This window comes from Dactylosporangium sp. CA-233914 (genome assembly GCF_050942935.1).
Lineage (GTDB): Bacteria > Actinomycetota > Actinomycetes > Mycobacteriales > Micromonosporaceae > Dactylosporangium.
In genome coordinates, this window is record NZ_CP192030.1 from 12,622,285 (window position 1) to 12,637,523 (window position 15,239).

The window sequence follows — 15,239 nt, forward strand, 5'->3', positions numbered from 1 at the left end:
CGGTCAGCTGTCCCGCCGGGCGGTGGCGAACCAGCCGAGGGCCACCAGCAGCGTGGCCCACGCCGCCGCCACCGCGAGCCCCGTCGGCCGTGCGAGGGCGAGCTGCGGGCTCGCGGGCATGCCGAGGAAACTCAGCATCGCCTCATGCGGCAGCAGCCGTACCAGGCTCGGCAGCAGACCACCCAGCGTGGTGGAAACCAGCACCGGCAGGATGAACAGCACCGCGATCGGCGTGACGACAGTCCGCGCCAGCGCCGCGAACCCGAATCCGGTCAGCCCGAGCAGCAGGTAGGCCAGCACCCGGGCGGCGAGCCCGCCTACCGTGGTCGCCGGGCCGTGCTCCAGGACGTATCCGGGAACCACCACGACGACCGCCGCGACCGCCGTCACCGCCGCGCTCACCAGCAGCTTCGCCGCGAAGAACCGGTGCCGGGCGGGAACCGCCGCGAGGCTGACCCGGAACTGGCCGCCGCGGTACTCGCCCCCCGCGGCGTAGACCGGCACCGCGAGGAGGAAGTAGGCCGGCGCGAGCATCACGATGCCGAGTTGGGCGATCGGGGTCGTTCCGCCCGCGCCGGCGAGGCGCACCGCATCGGTCCCCGCCACGAAGCCCAGCACGGTGTTCAGCACGAACGCGACGGCGAACGCGATCCAGCCGGCCGGAAGCATGCGAATCTTGGTCAGCTCGGCGGCCGCCAGGTCGTGCAGCCGGATCTCGCCGGTCTCGGCGACGGCTCCGGTCATCGCGCGTCCCGGCGCGTGAGCGCGATTCCCGCGACGGTCATCGCCACCACCGGCCAGCCGATGAGCACGAACAGCGCCTGGCCCGGCCCGGCGGAGAGATCGTTCTCTGCGGGGTTCAGCAGCAGGTTACGCCCGGCGCTGAGCGGAAGCAGCGAATCCAGGACCGGCGCCAGGGCGGCCAGCAGTTGCGTCATGGTCAGCGCGATCAGTGCCACGGTGATCACGATGCCCAGCAGGGTACTGCGGGCCAGCAGGGTGAGGGCCACGCTGACCAGACCGGTCAGCACCGCGAACGCCAGGAACTTCGCCTGGCCGCGCCATGCGTCGGCGCTTACCACCAGGCCGGGGTCCCAGTTCCTGGTGGCGGCGTACAGGAAGGCGGCGCTGACCGCGGCGATCAGTGCGGAGACCAGCGCCAGAAAGCAGGTGGCCGCGATCGTCTTGGCCACGACGAGCCGGCCGCGGCGCGGCACGGCGAGCGCGCTCTGGCCGAGCTGCCGCCCACGGAACTCCTGCCCGGCGATCATGGCGGCGAGCGCCGGCAGGAACAGGCCCATCTGGAAGGAGGAGGCGACCAGGAAGTCGACGAGCGCCCGGTGGGCCGGCTGCGGGTCGCCCTCGAAAAGCTCGATCGTGCCGTTCGGGGTGATGGCGGCGACCGCGTTCGAGTTGAGACGCAGGTTCGCGGCTTGTACCAGCAGATGCAGCGCGAGGATGACGCCGGTGGCGATCCAGATGGACCGCAATGAGATGATCTTGGTGAATTCGGCCCGGGCGGCCGCAGTGATCGTGCTCACCAGGCCACCCCCGCCTGGTCGCCGGTCAGCGCGAAGAACGCGGACTCCAGGGACGCGTGGCCGCTGGTGATCTCCTTGAGCGTCCCCTGCGCGACGATCCGGCCTCGGGCGATCACCACCAGGTCGTCCGCGGTGTCGGCCATCTCGGCCATGAGGTGGCTGGAGAGCAGCACCGTACGGCCCGACGCCGCGTACTGCCGCAGGAAACCCCGCACCCACCGGATGCCCTCCGGATCGAGCCCGTTCACGGGCTCGTCCAGAACCAGGATCTCCGGGTCGCCGAGCAGCGCCGCCGCGATGCCGAGGCGCTGCGCCATACCCAGCGAGTACTTCTTCACCTGCTTCTTGGCCGCGTCCACCAGGCCCACGAGGTCGAGCACCTCCCGCACCCGCCGGCGGGAGATCCGGTTGCTCTGCGCGATCCAGGTCAGGTGGTCGACCGCCCGACGCTCGGGCACCGGTCCGGCGCCGTCGAGCAGGGCACCCACCGTGCGCAGCGGAAAGCGAAGGTCCCGATAGCGCTTGCCGTCGATCAGCGCGGTGCCGCTGGTCGGATGGTCGAGGCCGAGCAGCATGCGCAGGGTAGTCGACTTGCCGGCGCCGTTGGGGCCGAGGAAGCCGGTGACCCGGCCGGGGTGCACGCCGAAGGTGACCTCGTCGACCGCCAGCTTCGCCCCGTATCGCTTGGTGAGCCCGGAGATCTCAATCATGGACAAGAATGTGCCCGGCGGCGCCGGGCGAGCGCGTCCCCCGGAAGTAGACACCTACCGCGGCTCGCGGAGCAGGCCCGCCTGGTGGGCCAGCACCGCCAGGTGCGTGCGGTCGTTCACGCCCAGCTTGGCGAACATTCGGCGCAGATACGTGCGTACCGTTTCGAGGCTCAGGAAGAGCTCGTCGGCGATCTGCTGGTTGGAGTGCCCGCCGGCGACCAGGCGGATCACCTGGATCTCCCGTTCGGAGAGCACGTGCCCGGCGAAGGCGTGCCGCTGTGCCGGGCGGCGCGGGATGAACTGTTCGAGCAGCCGCGCGGTTACCTCCGGCGCCAGCATCGCGTTGCCCGCGTGCACCGTACGCACGGCCTGCAACACTTCCGCCGGGGGGACGTTCTTCAGCAGGAACCCGGACGCCCCGAGGGTGAGCGCCTCGAAGACGTACTCGTCCAGGTCGAACGTGGTCAGCATGATCACCCGGGTGCCGCCGCCCGCGAGGATCCGCCGCGCCGCCTCCAGCCCATCGGTGCCCGGCATCTGGACGTCCAGCAACGCCACCACCGGCTTGCGCAAGGCCACCAGACGGGCCGCCTCAGCGCCGTCGGCCGCCTCGCCGGCGAATCGGAAGCCATCCGTGCGCTCGAACAACTTCCGGTACGCGCCGCGGAAGCGCTCGTCGTCGTCCGCCAGGAAGACGGAGAGGACCTCACTCATCGAGCACCGGCCAGGGGCAGCCGAGCGACGACCTCGAACCCGCCAGCCGGCCGAGTACCCCACCGAACCGTTCCGCCGATCGATCGGGCCCGCTCCCGCATGCCGTCCAGGCCCAGGCCGGTGCCGGGCACCTCACCGCCCGGCACCGCCGGCCCGTCGTCACGGATCAGCACCACGACACCGTCTCCTTCCCGCCGTACGTCCACGGAACAGCTCGCGCCGGGCGCGTGCCGCACCACGTTGCTCAACGACTCCTGAACGATCCGGAACACCACCGCGCCGACCGTTTCATCGAGCGGGCCGGTGCCGACGGACGCATCGACGCGTATCCCGGCGGCCCGGGTCGCGGCGAACAACGTCGGCAGTTCGGCCGTACTCGGCGCCACCCGGCTGTCGTCGGTGCGTAACGACCGCACGAGGCTCTGCACGTCGGCCAACGCCGTACGCGCGTGGCCCTCCACCCCGGCCAGCGTTGCCCGCAGCTCGTCCTCGCGGGTATCCGGCAGGCTCAGCGTCACCCCGGCCTCGGCGACGATGACGCCGAGCGCGTGCCCCACCACGTCGTGCACGTCACGTGCCACGGCCAGCTGCACCCGGGCCCGCTCAGCCTCCCGCGCGCTGCGCAGCTGCTTGCCCACCGTCATGCCGAGCAGCCACGCGACGCTGAGCGCGGCCACCGCGACGACCAGCTGCTCGCCGAGACCGCGGACGGCGCCTTCCGGTACGCCGGAGACCAGCGACAGCGCAGCGAAGAGGCCGGCCAGCACGGCCGCGACCAAACGGGTCCGTGACACCCGCTCGACGGCCAGCGGATAGAGGCACCACGCCGTGGCCAACATCGGATCCTGACAAACCCCGAGCACGGTGCCGACGAGCGTGGCCGCCCCGGCGGTCACCGTGGCGCCGAACGGGATCCGCCGCCGGGCGACCATCACGACACCGGTGACCACCGCCAGGCACGCACCGATCACCCCGCGCTGCCAGCCTCCGGCGCTGACCGTGGGCAAGACCCAGAACATCCCGACCACGACCAGCGCCGCCCCGACGTCCACCGCCCGCGGCGAATCCGTCTTGAGGTCGTGCTCGACCGCACCCATGCCCCCATGATGCTCGACCCCGCACGGTCGTGGGCCGCGCACCGGATCGTGTCACCGGTGGGCCCCGGCGGGGATGAACCCAGGGCCAGCCGCCGGTGCGCTTCTCGGCCAACCGCGACAACGGCGCCCAGACATCGAGGTTCATTGAATGGATCAATGGCCGCAGCGCCGTAGCCCGGAACGGCTGCGCACATTGAGCTTGCGATAAGTCTTCGTGAGGTGCTGCTCGACCGTGCTCACGGTGACGAAGAGATACTCGGCGATCTGCCGGTTGGTCTTGCCAGCGGCGGCGAGCGCGGCGACCCGTCGCTCCGCGTACGTCAGCTTGGCACCGGCCGTCTCGCCCGTCAGCGCCGAGTCGGCGAGATCCGCAGCCGGGCGGAACTCGCGGCGGCGGCCCCAGCCCTTCCCGCGCGGGGACTCGCCGCTGCGGGCGGACCGCCCCGCCCCGGAGGCGGCACCGGCACCATGCCCTGGCTCGGCGAGCGTCCCGGCCGCCTCCCTCTGCCACTCCATCGCGGCCGCGATACCCGCCTCGCCCGCCTGCCATCGGGTCATCAGCTCGATACACGACTGGAAGTGCGTCACAGCGCTTCGCGGGTCGCCCATGGCCAGGTGGTATCGCCCGAGCGCGTGCAGGTAGGGCAGCGCGAACGGGGTATCGAACATGGTCGGCGGCACCGGGACGGCCAGATACGAACGAGCCGACTGCGCGTCACCCAGATCGATGGCGCCCCGGATGGCCACCGACAGCGGCAGGCCCGCCACCACACCCCAGGCCGCGGGCGGCACAGCGTCGAGCACCTCACGGATGCTGCCCAGGGCGGCCACACTGTCGCCACCGCGTAGCGCAGCCAGGGACGAGACCGTCCCGATCAGCGCCCGGCGCATCGGCACCCGCACGATCCAGTCCTCCTTCAGCAACCGGTCGCACCAGACCCGCAACTCGTCCAACCGGCCGGCCTGCACGAGCAGGACGAGGGCATAGAGAGCCGGGCTGAGCGAGGTGTCGGCCCCGATGCCCAGCAGCAACCGATCGGCCCGGCTTGTCGTCATGCCGTCGAAGGCCGAGTTCGCCTCCGCGCTCAGGAGGGTGGCCGCGGCCATCGGCCCGGAATACGCCAGCGGCGAGTCGCCGGGGCGGCCAGGCTCCTCGCGCAGCTCCGAACCAAGGGCCGCCGTGCGCAGGAACGCCCACAGCCGCGCCAGGACCAGACCCTCGGCCTCGATCTCGCCGAGCCGGAGCAGCTCGTCCGCCTCGGCGAACTCACCCCACCAGAGCAACTGGTCGACCACGGTCAGGATGTCCGGTGCGGTGAGCAACCCGGCCCGGGCATCCCGGCTCAGCTCCCGCAGGCGGCGCGCCGCCCGGCTGGGATCGGCGTGCCACAGGGCCTCGGCGAGCTGAACGCCGACCTGGGCCCGCTGCGCCTCGTGGCAACTGGCGCCCGCGGCGTATCGCAGGCAGTTCACCGCAGTGCCGACGTCACCCGCGGCCATCGCCTGACGGGCCGCCTCGCACAGGATGGCGACCCGCCACGCCGCCTTGCCGCCGTCGTGGGCGGTGACCAACTGTTCGGCCACAGCACTCGCCGGCGCCCCGATCTCGTACAACAGCTCGGCGGCCCGGCTCCGCAGCGCCGGCAACTCGGTCAACGGAATGCTCGCGAGCACTGCCGCACGGGTCTGCTCGTGCCGGAACTGGCCGGCGTCGAGCAGGCACATCTCGTGCAGATCGTGGATGCTCTCCTGCACCAGGGCCACGTCCGGGCCGGCGAACTCCGCGATCAGTGCCGATGTGGCGTGCTCGCCGAGGATGGCCATTGCCTGTGCGACCACGGCCGTCGTGGGCTCGCATCGGTGCATGACACGCAGGACCGCCTGCCGGAAGCTGGCTCCGGGCTCACCGCCGGACGGGCCGGGCTCGGCGGCCCGATCGTCGATCAGCGCGTGCAACAACAGCGGGTTGCCGCCGCTGACATCGGCGCAGACCCGCACCGACACCTCGTCGGGCGCGCCGCCCAGCCGCTGCTCGAGTTGTTCCCTGATGGCGGCGGGGGTCAGCGGCGCGAGGCGGATCTGGTGGCAGAACGGCAGATGTACGATGTCCGCCCGGATGCCGGCCGTGTCCCACTCCGAGGACGACCGCTCGTTGAGGACGACCACCACACCACAGTGCTCGATCCGGCGGATCAGGTAGCTCAGGCAGCGCAGCGACTGTTCGTCGGCGAAATGGACGTCGTCGATGCCGATGGCGGCCCGGCCGCCGGCGAAGTCGCAGATCGCAGCGCACACGCTGTCCATCGTCGCGAAGAAATCCCGATTGTCGCCGGTCCCGCCGTCCCGATACGGGTTCCGCATGCCGGCCGCACCCATTGCCTGAATGAGCCGGTCGAGCAGGCCGTAGGGGTGTGATCGTTCGTCAGCCGAGGTCGTGACCATGAACCACGCGCCACCCTGTCGGCCGACGTGCTCGGCCATCGCCTGGAGCAGTGCGGTCTTTCCGCTGCCTACCGCGCCGCTGACGAGCAGGACAGCGCCTCGGCCGAGAGCCGTTGCCGCATGGATCTCATCGAACAAGACCAATTCAGATTTGCGCTCACTCAACGTCACGACTCCCCGCATTGAGCTGATACCGCTGCCGCCCTGTGGCACGATACCGGGCCTCCGTGATCAAAGGAACTGATCGTGCACTTCGGAATTACCGGTTGCGTCGCGGGTCGAGATCAGCTCGGCCCCGATGGCGATCATCGTGCGCCACCGCTCTGAATAGACGCCGAAATGCGCAGCATCATGTCCACCCATGCCTTCGGCAGGCACCCACGCCAAGCCATACATGTTCAGGAGCTTGATTTATTGACACCAATACGGAAATGTTGGAGTTCGGAGAAGGGTCCTGTGACCTCGAGCAACGGCGTAATACGCCGGCGCGGAACGAGGGCGGACGGATCACGGTGAACCGTAACGCTGATCCCGTCACGTCGGCCGACCTTGAACACACCGCCGCGGCGATCCCGTCCGCCGAGATCTGGGACTTCATCGCCGGCGGCAGCGGTGCCGAGACGACATTGCACGCGAACCGCATCGCCCTGGACGAGATATTCCTGCTCCCCCGGGTGCTGCGAGACGTCTCCGCGTGCAGCCCGGCGGTAACCTGATCGGCGGTCGCCCGGCTGCAGCGACACACCACGCTGCACTGGTGATCAAGGGCATCCTCGCACCGGAGGACGCCCGGCACGCGGTGGAGCACTTCGTGGATGCGATCATGGTGTCGAACCACGGCGGCCGTCAGTTCAACGGCGCCGTGGCCAGTGTCGACGCGCTGCCGGAGGTCGTCGACACGGTAGCCGGGGGCTGCGAGGTCCTGCTGGACAGCAGCATCCGCAGCGGCACGGACGTGCTCCGCGCGCTCGCCCTCGGCGCCGCCGGCGTCCTGGTCGGCCGCCCGCTCCTCTGGGGACTGGCAACCGGCGGGGAGCGAGGGGTGTATAGCGTCCTGCGCTGCTGGCGACCGAGTCGCGCGACGCCATGGGACTGGCTGGCTGCGCGGAGGTCGCCGCTGCCGGTGAACTCCGCACCGCCGGGCGTCGGCTCTCCGGTTCGCCGTCCAACCGGCAGATTCCTCCGGTTGGACGCCAGTCCTGGGTTCGCGTTTGACGTCGCCACCGACTCCGCTGCAGGATGACGAGGTGCGCGCGGGTATCGGGCAGCGGTAACGTTTCTCACACCGCCGCCCGGCCACGCAACTCCGGTTCTCCGTCAGCCGGCTATCCGTTTCACGGGCCCCAACCTGGTGGCGCAGTCGGCCCACATGTCGGCGAACGCCCGAGCCAGATCGGCCACCGCATCGGTGCAGTGCGGGGGCACGTTCTCGACGATGGTGTCCCACTCATGTGTCCAGCGGGCGTGCAGGGTCAGCAGCCGCAGCAGGTTCCGACCGGTCTCGGTGTATCGCAGGGAAGGGTCACCGGTGAGCCGGCTCACGACCGCGGCCCGATCGAACACGGGCCGTTGGGATAGACCCGCGGATGGGACGAGGTTCAACGGTCGGCCGTGGCTTCCTCCGCCGTTCGCCGGGACCCCGGCGCCCCGGACGCGGCGGGTCGGCACCAGCTCGGCGCCGCTGAGCAACCGGTTGCGGACGTCCCGGGCGGTCTCCGGGGAGATCGCCGCGGCCTTGGCCACCTGCCGCAGGGACAGGTTCGGATTCTCCGTCATCAGCCGGCCGGCGAGCCGTCGTCCGGCGCTGCTATCCAGCGGGCGCACCTTGCCGTCCTCGCCGATCCGGCTCCCGCCGAGCGCGGGGGCGTCGCCCAACCGGCGCCGGATGTCCGCCACGGTACCCGCGGAGATCCCGGTCACCGCCGCGATCCGGCGGCCCGACCACTGTGGATGCGAGGTGGCGATGCGCTCTGCCGCCCGCTTGCGGTCGGCAAGGGACAGCGGCAGACCGTGCGTGATGTTCAGCCATACCGACAGCACGAACGCCTGTTCCTCGGTGCCGTCGTAGTAGCGCCCGGAGATAGTCGTTTCGCCCCGCTGCAGGGCCGCCCGGACCCGGTGAGCGCCATCGATGACACGCATGGTCGGACGATGCACCACGATCGGCGGCAGGTCCCTTTGTGCGGCGATCAATGCCTGCAAGTGGTCAGGATCAGCACCGGCGAGCCGCGGTGACCCGGTCAGCCGGAGCAAGCTGATCTTCATCGGCACGACCGGTTGTCGATTGATGTCCTCTTTCTTGAGTGTCAAGAAGATTCCTTCCGCTCATCACCTCACACGGGAGCACGGTCCGGGTGTGAGATCCGTGGAGAGCAGGCCGCGCAGGGGTTCCCGCACGGTCGCCGGGCAGGCCGACACGCCGACCGGCCGGCACCGATCCGGCGCACAGCCCGCCGGAGGACACACTTGAGGCAAGACCGCACGCCGGAGCCGGACGGCGGGCCGGAGACAACCGGCGCAGACGAGGCGGCCGGTCCGGGGCGTCGACGGCGATGGCATCGGGGGCGGGCGGGCCGTCCGCGGCCGGACTCGGCAGGTAACGGCCCTCACGACATGGGGCTGGCCGAAGTCCGGGTGGCCGAAGAGCGACGGGCATGCGGCAGCGGCGCCCGCATCGCGTGAGCGCAGACATGCCAAGCTCGCATCATGGCGAAACCTGCGCCATCCCGTGTCGCCTTGAGGTGCGGCCTTTCCTGATCACGTTGTACACATGCCGCAGCTCCCCCGTGTCCGATAAATTGCGACTCTCCGCACACGAATCACAAAAGTTCCAAGTGGCCCGAAACTAACACCCAGAGTGATCCTCCGATAACCCCAGGGTTGCGCCGACCCCTAACCCCTAGCCGGAATTGTCCGCCTTACCGGCGAAATGAACACTTTCATCCGCATCGCTGATGAGCGCCCAGATCGACGCTGATGTCGTGTTGGGTGCGGGGTCCCCGGTGCGCGTGGGAGTCACGCGGTGGGCGCGCGGACGCTGGCGCTGGCGCCGGGCATGACGCTGCTGATGGACGGCGAGATCGTCGAGGTCTTCGCGCTGGAGGGTACCCGGGTGACGCTGCGGAACGAGCGCACCAGCGCCGCGCGGACAGTCGGGTTGACCGCGTTGATCAGCGCCGCGCGGAGCCTATTCGAGCCGGCCGCCAGCGACGCCCCGGTTGGGGTGGTGCTGGCGACGCTGACCGCGAAGCAGCGCCGTGAGGTCGCAGAACGAGCCGGGCACGTGCGGGAGATGTTGACGGGCTTCCGCAGCGGCCGCGCGGATCGGCCGCCGCCTGGTGAGCCTGATCCACGGTTCGCGCAGGACGTGCCGCTGCGTCAGCGTTACGCCAGCAAGGCGAGCGAGCTGGGGGTCGGCATCCGCACGCTGGAGCGGTGGGTGTCCGGCTACCGCGAGGCCGGCGAGGCTGGGCTGGTCTCCGTCGTGCGGGGCGGGCCGACGCAGGTGGATCCGCGGTGGGACGAAGCCGTCCGGTGGGTGCTGGCCGAGTTGGTGGACGCGTCCACGCCGACCCGTAGTGCGGTGATCGCCCGCGTTGCGGCCAGGGTCGAAGAGTTGCACGGGGCGGGCGTGGTCCGGTTGCCGTCCACGGCAGCGACGGCCTACCGGTGGCTGGCGGAGCTGACCAGGGCACGAACGCGGTGTCGGGCAGCGCGAAGGGCCGCCGGTCGATTGCTGACCGGCCGCAGGGAGTCTATGGCCGGTTGCGGGCGCCCCGGCCCGGCGAGTACGTGATCCTGGATACGCAGGACCTGGATGTGTTCGCGATGGAGCCGGTGACCTGCCGGTGGGTGCGGGCGCAGCTGACCGTCGCGCAGGACCTGTTCACCCGCTGCATTGTGGGGATGCGGGTCACTCCGGTATCGACGAAGGCGGTCGACGTCGCCGGGGTGTTGCATGAGGCGGTCGCTGGCCGGACCGCGCAGCAGTCGTGGCCGAGCCAGTACTTCGCATGCCAAAATCCGGCATGACGATTCGCCGTGCCGTGCCCGATATCACAACCGCCGACCCGGTCGCGAGCAGCGGCTTCTACCAGCTTTTGGGCTTCCGCGAGGAGATGAACCTGGGCTGGGTGGTCAACCTCGTCTCACCGTCCAACCCCACCGCCCAGGTCATCCTCATCACCAAAGATGCAGCGGCCTCCGTAAACCCGGACCTCAGCGTGGAGGTCGATGACGTTGACGCCGCCTACGATGCGGTACGCGCGACGGGCGCAGAGATCGTGCACCCGATTACCGACGAGCAGTGGGGCGTCCGGCGCTTCTTCGTCCGCGACCCAGACGGCAAGGTGGTCAACGTCGTCAGCCACCGCTAACCGACAGAAGGGCCAACAGCCTACCGTCCCGACAAGCCCCCTCGAGCCCGTCTGGCGAGCTGGTAGCTCGTGCGGAGTCAACGAGCGCCCTTGGAGCGGCATGTGCGCGCATCTGATCAAGTCGACTTATTAATAATAGTAAATGGGCGGGCCACGGAAGATGCGTACGGCTGCGCGGCCTCACCGCACTCCTACGAGCGGGCCAGCTACCTGCGCAGCCTGCTCCAGCTGGACCTGGCGGGCACGACCGGTATGCTGCCGCGCTTCCTGCTCGACTGCGAGCCCACGGTACGGCTGCTGGCCACCCGGCACACCCCACTCACCGACCACGCCCGCCGCTGGCTCACCGAACTGCGCGACGACCCCATCGAGGACGACGAGGTCCGCACCGCCGCCGCGCAGCGCATCGCGTGACAGTGTCATGGCCTTCTGCCCGCCGTGCACCCGACCGCTGGCAAGGCATGCCCGGAGCCGCCCATATCGCGGCTCAGATCAGTGCACGTGATCTTGGCTGCCATTGGCGAGCGGGGACCGTCGCGGTAGGCCATGACAGGCTCTGGCCCCGCGTTGCTTGCCGTCTGGCTGTGGCGATCCGCCAGCCGCCCGAGCCAGTTGTCCGCAATGCCAGCGGCCGTCGCCCGCGGCGCGCTCACCGATCCAGCGGTCGAACAGGCCGTCCGAGCGGTGCCACGGGAGATGTTCGTGCCGGCCGGCACCAGCCTGCAGGATGCGTACGCAGACACGCATCTGGTGACCAAGTACAACACGCTCGGGCAGGCAACGAGCTCGGTCTCGGCGCGAGCGGATTCACGCTCAACGGCACCGCCTGCCGCTGAGCGCCCGGCCGGCCGGGACCGGAACGCTCCGGACCCGGCCGTTGCGCGGGCGGCTACAGCGGGATGCGCCGCACGTGGATGTTGCCGTCCGCGCCGAGGGCCACCTCGAAGAGCTGATCGAGTTCGAACAGGATCACGGGTACGGGTGGTACGGCGCATCGGCCGCCCTGTGAGACGAAGCTGCCCCAGCCGCCGTCCCAGAAGAGGCGGCCCGCCGAGTGGTCGAGCTGAGCGGCGAGCACCTCGATGCGGCCGGTCTCGGGATCGGCGACGGCGGCGGGCGGGCCGCTGAGGGTGCCGCCGAGCGAGCTGAACCGGCCGCCCCAGCCGCGATCCCAGAACCGGTGCTGCAGCGACAGATCGGTGCCGCGGGCGAAGACGTCCAGCCGCTCCTGGCTCGGCGCGACCAGCGTGGGAGCCGTGCTCAGCTGGCCGCCGAGGCTCTCCCAGCCGCTCCAGGCGTTGATGCCCCGGTCGTACCACTGGTGCAGCAGGTCGCTGCCGGGGCCCAGCGCCACCACCTGCAGCACGTCGCCGGTCCACGCCACCGCCGAGGGTACCGACGCGAGGGCGCCGTCGCGCTGCTGCCACGGGCCGAATCCGAACCGGCCACGGTGGATGTACCGCAGCCGGCCGTCGAGGCCGCACCCGACGACGTCGATCTCGCCGGCGGCCGCCACCACGGCCGTCACCCCGGGGCGCAGGGCGTCGCCGAGCGAGTCCGCCGACCAGGTCGCGCCGGTCCGGGACGCGTGCCGCAGCGCGCTGTCCGTGCCCACGAAGAAGACGTCCAGGGTGCCCGCCTCGGCACTGACCACGGCCGGAGCGCCGACCGCACCCGGCGCCACGGACTCCCAGCCCACCCACGTCAGCTGGGCCGCGTTGATGCCCGCCCAGTTGTGGTACAGCACGGTGTCGGCGCCGACCGCGAACAGGTGGACGGTCGTGTCGTCCAGTACGACGGCGGCCGGCGGGTGGGCGAACAGCCCCGAGCGGGGAACCGTCTGCCAGCCGGCGAAGGGGTCCGCGGACAATGCTCGACCTCTCTTTGCATGTCTTCGCCGGCCGATGCCGGCCGGGGGTCAGGTCAGCTGCTTGTGGTAGATCGCGCCGTCCAGGCCGAGCGCGAACAGGTCCGCGGCGACGGCGCCGGTACGTATGGTGATGTCCGGTGCCGTGTCGCACTGGCCGGACTGGGCGGTGAAGCTGCCCCACCCGCCGTCCCAGTACAGACGGCCGACGGTGTGGTCAAGCTGCGGCGCGAGCACCTCGATGCGGGTGCCGTGCACGGCGGCCACCGGGCCCGCGGCGAGGCTACCGCCGAGCGAGCCGAACTGGCTTCCCCAGCCGCGGCCGTCCCAGAACCGGCGCTGCAGCGACATGTCGGCGCCGCGCGCGAAGATCTCGAGGCGCCGCGCGTCTGGGGCGACGATGACCGGGGCGGAGCTGAGCCGGCCGCCGAGGCTCTCCCACCCGCTCCACACGTCCTTGCCCCGGTCGTACCACTGGTGCAGCAGGTCGCTGCCCGGGCCCAGCGCCACCATCTGCAGCTCGGTGTCCGACCAGGCCACCGCCGACGGGCTGGACAGCAGCTCGCCCTCGCGCTGCTGCCACGAGCCGAAGCCGGCGGCGTTGCCCGACAGGTGCCACAGCCGGCCGTCGAGGCCGCGGCCCAGGATGTCGATTTGGTCCGGTCCGGTGACCACGACGCTGACGTCGGGTTGCAGGGCGCCGCCGAGCGTGGCCGGCTGGGACCAGAAGCTCCCGCTGTTCCAAGACACGTGCCACAACTCGCCGTCGGTACCGACCACGAACAGGTCGTGGGTGTTCGCGCTGGCGCTGACGACGGTGGGCCGGCCGGCGACGGTCTTCCCCGGCGGTAGTGGCAGCGGCAGCCACTGCCGTTGCCAGGACCGTGACGTGGCGTGCCAGACGTTGTAGTACAGCTGGCGATCCTGGCCGACCGCGTACACGAACCGGATGCTGTCGTCGGCCAGGGCGTGGCCGGCGGGCGGGCCGGCGAACAGGATGTTGTCCCCGACGGGTTCCCAGCCGATGAACGGGTTCAGCGCGAAGCCCTGCCCGTTCTTCGGCTGCCACACCACCGAGCCGGTGTCGCCGTTGCCGAACACGACGTCGAGCGTGGACGGGGTCACCCGCAGCAGGGCGAACGCGCCGTAGTCGCCGGCCGCCCCGGGCCGGAACTCGCGCAGGACCTTTCCGGTCCCAGGGATCGTGACCGGCTGCGCGAACGAGTAGCCGTCGTGGATGTGGCCGACGAGCAGGGCGATGACGTTGTACGGCGCCAGCATCCGGAGGAAGTCGTCACGCTGCGCCGTCGTCCAGATCGGGCTGCGGTCGCCGGTCCACAGGAACGGGTAGTGCTGCACGATGATGACCGGCCGGTGGGGTCCGCCCCGCTCGAGCTGCGTGCGCAGCCACTCCAGGCCGTCGGGCCGGCCCCACTCGCTGTCCCCGCCGTAGCGGTGCATCTGGTAGACGTCGACGGGGCCCAGGTCGACCCGGTAGTTGAAGCTGTGTTCGCGCCATTTGAAGCCGCCGTCGCCGTCGGCGTCGATGTCCGTCACCGGGAACGCCGCGGCTGCGTAGTCGCCGCCGGAGCGAACCCCGCTGTGCATCTGGCAGATGAAGTTCCACATCTGGTCCCGCCAGAAGTCCTTCGGGTTGCCCTGCCAGAAGCGCCACCAGTTCCAGATGGCGGTGCCCTTGTTGGGCAGGTCCTGCGAGGTACCGGGGTTGTCGGGGTTGTAGTTGCCCTGGATGTCGTGGTTTCCCAGCCCGAAGTAGCTCGGCTGCTTGTTGGTCGGGGTGAGCGGGTCCGCCAGCGGTCCGTCGAAGGGCGGCTGGTACAGCTTGCGCAGGTCCTGCAGCTCCCAGCCGCCCTTGAACGACGTGGGGCTTCCGGCGAACTGGTCCGCAAAGCTGTAGTCGCCGCCGTCCTGGCACAGGTCGCCGCCGAAGAAGATTCCGTCCACCGCGGTGATCACCTGCCCCTCGCAGGTCAGCTGCATCCCCGCCGGCCAGTTGAGCGTGTTCAGCGCGTTCAGCGCCTCGTTGAGTCTGCTCAGCCGGTCGGGCCGTTCCTTCGGGTCCTCCGTGCGGCTCGGCTGGGGGTCGGCCAGGAAGATGAACGTGGCCGCGGACTTGGTGGACGTGGCCATCGCCACGGTCGGCACCGGCAGCGCGTCCCCCCCGGCGGGCGCGGGCCGGGGCGGTTCGCGCCGGGCCAGCTCGACCAGCTCGGCGACGGACGGCAGGCTCGCGCCGGACTCGTCGTCGCGCGGCGTGCGATCGAGATAGCCGGCGCCCTGCAGGCACACCAGCCGCCACAACACCCCCGACTGCAGCGCCGGTACGTCATCCGGTGCCGCGTGCCGGTCGAGCTCCGCGCGGGCGGCCGCCAGCGCGTCGTGGAACTCGGCCACCGCCGGTTCGGCCAGCAGCGCGTCGAGCGCGCGGGTCACGGCCTCTTTCTCGTCCACCTGATCACTCCCTGCATCGC

15 protein-coding genes and 1 pseudogene are annotated in these 15,239 nt (G+C 70.7%); 6 read left to right on the forward strand and 10 right to left on the reverse strand.

Translation table 11 applies throughout. From position 1 onward, the window contains the following. Positions 1–3: 3 nt before the first annotated feature. From ACQPY0_RS56505 to ACQPY0_RS56535, 7 genes are all read right to left on the reverse strand, one after another. Positions 4–744, reverse strand: coding sequence for a hypothetical protein (locus tag ACQPY0_RS56505; protein WP_432981398.1), 741 nt, complete (start codon positions 742–744; stop codon positions 4–6). Then, the gene (locus tag ACQPY0_RS56510; protein WP_432981401.1) at positions 741–1,541 is read right to left on the reverse strand and encodes a hypothetical protein; all 801 of its coding nucleotides are present in this window, start codon (positions 1,539–1,541) and stop codon (positions 741–743) included. Before ACQPY0_RS56510 ends, ACQPY0_RS56505 begins: the two co-directional genes overlap by 4 nt. Further along, on the reverse strand, positions 1,538–2,251 hold the full coding sequence (locus ACQPY0_RS56515; RefSeq protein ID WP_432981404.1) for an ABC transporter ATP-binding protein: 714 nt from the start codon (positions 2,249–2,251) through the stop codon (positions 1,538–1,540). Before ACQPY0_RS56515 ends, ACQPY0_RS56510 begins: the two co-directional genes overlap by 4 nt. Before the next feature lie 54 nt (positions 2,252–2,305). Continuing rightward, positions 2,306–2,965, reverse strand: coding sequence for a response regulator (locus ACQPY0_RS56520; RefSeq protein WP_432981407.1), 660 nt, complete (start codon positions 2,963–2,965; stop codon positions 2,306–2,308). Further along, a complete protein-coding gene (locus tag ACQPY0_RS56525) occupies positions 2,962–4,062 on the reverse strand; it encodes a sensor histidine kinase (protein ID WP_432981410.1) in 1,101 nt (366 codons plus the stop codon). Before ACQPY0_RS56525 ends, ACQPY0_RS56520 begins: the two co-directional genes overlap by 4 nt. Positions 4,063–4,215: 153 nt before the next feature. Continuing rightward, complete coding sequence (locus tag ACQPY0_RS56530) at positions 4,216–6,687, reverse strand: LuxR C-terminal-related transcriptional regulator (protein ID WP_432981413.1); 2,472 nt, start codon at positions 6,685–6,687, stop codon at positions 4,216–4,218. 48 nt (positions 6,688–6,735) lie between these two features. Next, entirely contained in the window at positions 6,736–6,900 is a 165-nt protein-coding gene (locus tag ACQPY0_RS56535; protein ID WP_432981416.1) for a hypothetical protein, read from the reverse strand. A gap of 116 nt (positions 6,901–7,016) precedes the next feature. Between ACQPY0_RS56535 and ACQPY0_RS56540 the strand changes: the two genes are divergently transcribed. Together ACQPY0_RS56540 and ACQPY0_RS56545 are read left to right on the forward strand one after the other, a co-directional pair. Next, positions 7,017–7,220, forward strand: coding sequence for an alpha-hydroxy-acid oxidizing protein (locus tag ACQPY0_RS56540; RefSeq protein ID WP_432981419.1), 204 nt, complete (start codon positions 7,017–7,019; stop codon positions 7,218–7,220). Between the two features lie 38 nt (positions 7,221–7,258). Continuing rightward, positions 7,259–7,641: pseudogene (locus ACQPY0_RS56545) on the forward strand (alpha-hydroxy-acid oxidizing protein); the annotation flags it as partial. A 180-nt stretch (positions 7,642–7,821) separates the two neighbouring features. On the opposite strand, the gene ACQPY0_RS56550 reads toward ACQPY0_RS56545, so the two are convergent. Continuing rightward, positions 7,822–8,646 (reverse strand): ParB/RepB/Spo0J family partition protein, encoded by an 825-nt coding sequence (locus tag ACQPY0_RS56550; RefSeq protein WP_432981422.1) that lies wholly within the window; start codon positions 8,644–8,646, stop codon positions 7,822–7,824. An 880-nt stretch (positions 8,647–9,526) separates the two neighbouring features. Between ACQPY0_RS56550 and ACQPY0_RS56555 the strand changes: the two genes are divergently transcribed. The 4 genes from ACQPY0_RS56555 (at position 9,527) to ACQPY0_RS56570 (ending at position 11,294) form a co-directional block, all read left to right on the forward strand. After that, entirely contained in the window at positions 9,527–10,300 is a 774-nt protein-coding gene (locus ACQPY0_RS56555) for a hypothetical protein (RefSeq protein ID WP_432981425.1), read from the forward strand. Beyond that, positions 10,297–10,536, forward strand: a complete 240-nt coding sequence (locus ACQPY0_RS56560; RefSeq protein WP_432981428.1) for a hypothetical protein — start codon at positions 10,297–10,299, stop codon at positions 10,534–10,536. Before ACQPY0_RS56555 ends, ACQPY0_RS56560 begins: the two co-directional genes overlap by 4 nt. Continuing rightward, on the forward strand, positions 10,533–10,880 hold the full coding sequence (locus ACQPY0_RS56565) for a VOC family protein (RefSeq protein WP_432981431.1): 348 nt from the start codon (positions 10,533–10,535) through the stop codon (positions 10,878–10,880). Before ACQPY0_RS56560 ends, ACQPY0_RS56565 begins: the two co-directional genes overlap by 4 nt. A gap of 90 nt (positions 10,881–10,970) precedes the next feature. After that, a complete protein-coding gene (locus tag ACQPY0_RS56570) occupies positions 10,971–11,294 on the forward strand; it encodes a hypothetical protein (RefSeq protein WP_432981434.1) in 324 nt (107 codons plus the stop codon). A 475-nt stretch (positions 11,295–11,769) separates the two neighbouring features. Here ACQPY0_RS56570 and ACQPY0_RS56575 read toward each other — a convergent pair whose 3' ends face one another. Continuing rightward, the gene (locus tag ACQPY0_RS56575; RefSeq protein ID WP_432981437.1) at positions 11,770–12,750 is read right to left on the reverse strand and encodes a hypothetical protein; all 981 of its coding nucleotides are present in this window, start codon (positions 12,748–12,750) and stop codon (positions 11,770–11,772) included. Positions 12,751–12,798: 48 nt separating this feature from the next. Next, positions 12,799–15,219: a metallophosphoesterase gene (locus ACQPY0_RS56580; protein ID WP_432981440.1), complete on the reverse strand. Its 2,421-nt coding sequence runs from the start codon at positions 15,217–15,219 to the stop codon at positions 12,799–12,801. Between the last annotated feature and the right edge of the window lie 20 nt (positions 15,220–15,239).

Coding starts and splice junctions, on each gene's coding strand:
- ACQPY0_RS56505 (WP_432981398.1), bottom strand. CDS start 744: ATGACCGGAGCCGTCGCCGAGACCGGCGAGATCCGGCTGCACGACCTG.
- ACQPY0_RS56515 (WP_432981404.1), bottom strand. CDS start 2,251: ATGATTGAGATCTCCGGGCTCACCAAGCGATACGGGGCGAAGCTGGCG.
- ACQPY0_RS56520 (WP_432981407.1), bottom strand. CDS start 2,965: ATGAGTGAGGTCCTCTCCGTCTTCCTGGCGGACGACGACGAGCGCTTC.
- ACQPY0_RS56525 (WP_432981410.1), bottom strand. CDS start 4,062: ATGGGTGCGGTCGAGCACGACCTCAAGACGGATTCGCCGCGGGCGGTG.
- ACQPY0_RS56530 (WP_432981413.1), bottom strand. CDS start 6,687: ATGCGGGGAGTCGTGACGTTGAGTGAGCGCAAATCTGAATTGGTCTTG.
- ACQPY0_RS56535 (WP_432981416.1), bottom strand. CDS start 6,900: ATGTATGGCTTGGCGTGGGTGCCTGCCGAAGGCATGGGTGGACATGAT.
- ACQPY0_RS56550 (WP_432981422.1), bottom strand. CDS start 8,646: ATGCGTGTCATCGATGGCGCTCACCGGGTCCGGGCGGCCCTGCAGCGG.
- ACQPY0_RS56565 (WP_432981431.1), top strand. CDS start 10,533: ATGACGATTCGCCGTGCCGTGCCCGATATCACAACCGCCGACCCGGTC.